The 2,058-nt window shown below is 38.6% G+C and carries 3 protein-coding genes; all 3 read left to right on the top strand.

The genetic code is table 11. The features are described 5' to 3' along the window. Positions 1-656, top strand: a 656-nt coding sequence (locus tag HRU42_RS21080) for an RHS repeat-associated core domain-containing protein (RefSeq protein ID WP_295034053.1), incomplete at its 5' end; no start/stop codon positions are given. 847 nt (positions 657-1,503) lie between these two features. Further along, a complete protein-coding gene (locus HRU42_RS21075) occupies positions 1,504-1,824 on the top strand; it encodes a transposase DNA-binding-containing protein (RefSeq protein WP_295034051.1) in 321 nt (106 codons plus the stop codon). 45 nt (positions 1,825-1,869) lie between these two features. After that, positions 1,870-2,058: transposase (locus HRU42_RS21070; RefSeq protein WP_295034049.1), on the top strand; the 189-nt coding region annotated here is incomplete at its 3' end.

The raw sequence follows: 2,058 nt of genomic DNA, 5'->3' as shown, positions 1-2,058 counted from the left end.
AGCCCTTTGGTAAACGCCTCGGCGGTGAGAAGGCGGGTCTAGGGTTTACCGGGCATCTGCAAGATGAAGATCTGGGTTTAACTTATATGCAGGCCAGGTACTATGATCCGCTGATCGGGCGGTTTTATTCGAATGATCCCATTGGGTTTACGGGTAATCCACATAGCTTTAACCGTTATTCCTATGCGAATAACAATCCTTATAAATACATAGACCCTGATGGTAGAGAAGTTAGAGCTGTATATAGAAACGGTACTTTAAGTGTACGCGATAGAGGTACTGGCAAAAGGTTGGTAGTCTCTGCCGAGTCGGGCGGGAAGCCTTTTGGTGCTTCTATTCCCCCAGGGAAATATGACATTTTGAGTACACCTCGTGAGGGTTTCTTTAGACTTGAACCTAAAGACTCAAAATATGGAGACGATACTGACAGCAAAACAGGACGGGATCTATTCAGGTTACATAAGCCAGGATTAACAATCGGTTGTATTGCTGTGGAAAGTGATGGCGATTGGACTGACGTGAATAATATGCTTGAAAATACAGAAACTACTGAAACTGAAGTGGAATCAAAATCGCGTAATCCTTTTGCTGAAGATAAGGAGTCTTCAACAAAATATGGAGAGTTGTATGTGCCTGAACCCAAGGATAAAGAATAATGAATGTGAATAAAATGGAAAGTGTAGTCCTAATTTTTTCGCTATTGATTAGTGTGTTATTCTTAGGATATACACTGCTAATTTTAAGTGACATTCTTCAAATGTCGAGTAAAGGATGGAGAGAACTTCCGTACATATTTCTTCAAAGAACAACAATAACATCAGTAGCAATTTTGGCCATATTATCCATGTTCTGTTGTTACTATGTGAAAGGGAAATTTAAGAAATTTATAATCGGTTTAAATGCCATCTGTATCCTTTATTGGTTGTGTAATCTGGCTTTCCGTTATATTGAGATTATTGAGTAAAAATATAGTAGTAAGAAAAAGGAACACGCATAAAATCTACCTAATAAATAACGAGTTAATGACTTAGTTAGATTTTTAGTCCCTCTCTTTATTAAATAAAAAACAGCACAAACCAAAGCCCAGGGCAACCGCATGAGTTAGTAGAATGTTATCAGCAATAAATTACTAACCTATATAATTCGTAGAACGGCTTACACTGTATAATATTCAAACAGCACTTTGTTGTTTTTCTTTTCGTTATAGTCTTAACCCAGTAAACATTACAAAATAGATGACTGAAATTAACAGAGGTTAACTCGTGCGGTCGCCCTGAACCAAAGCCCTGCATTTTACTGCGGAGCTTTGGGTTTTAGCGGCTAACTGCCTTAGTTGCTGTTATTTCGCCGAGCTTACCAATGGTAGCCAATCTGCTATTTTCTTAGCTGCCCCCTGTGTCAGGATCTAACTCTTATACACAAATAAATTAGGTTTAAATTGAACTTTACGTTCTTAGGTTGATCAGATCATTTATAAGAAAATAATAATCGAGTTAATACGGCATGCTTATAAAAGACACTGAAGAATGGGCAAATAATTTATTTGAACATGCAGAGCTAGGTGATGAGCGCCGTACTAAGCGCCTTATAAAAATCAGTCATCTAATGGCAAGTAATTCGGGAAGTTCAATTGTTAAGGCATCAGGCTCTCAAGCCTCAATTGAAGGTGCTTATCGCTTTCTTCGAAACGATAAAATTGTAGCTAATGATATTGCTAACGCAGGTTTTTCCTCACTTTTACCAGATCTAAAACGCTCAAACAAAATACTTGCGCTAGAAGATACATCAACATCCCCCTGTGTCAGGATAGTTGTCACCCCTTAAAATAATCCATTAAATCAATATAGGGGGCAGTAAACAGAGAGCGAGATGACCCGATATTCACAAGAACGTAAAGAAGCGATCCTTAAAAAGTTATTACCGCCCCTAAATATGACTGTCGCAGAGGTTGCGCATCGTGAAGGGATTTCGACTAAAACCTTGTATAATTGGCGAAATATACTCAGAAAAGAAGGTCGCCCTGTGCCCGGTAAAACATTAACCAGTGATGACTGGTCA

It is taken from the genome of Shewanella sp. (assembly GCF_013214165.1).
Lineage (GTDB): Bacteria > Pseudomonadota > Gammaproteobacteria > Enterobacterales > Shewanellaceae > Shewanella.
The sequence above is the reverse complement of the archived record's forward strand: the minus strand, read 5'-3'. Positions and strand labels throughout refer to the sequence as shown.

Excerpts from the sequence above, each read along its gene's own strand:
- HRU42_RS21075 (WP_295034051.1), top strand. The coding sequence starts at position 1,504 with ATGCTTATAAAAGACACTGAAGAATGGGCAAATAATTTATTTGAACAT.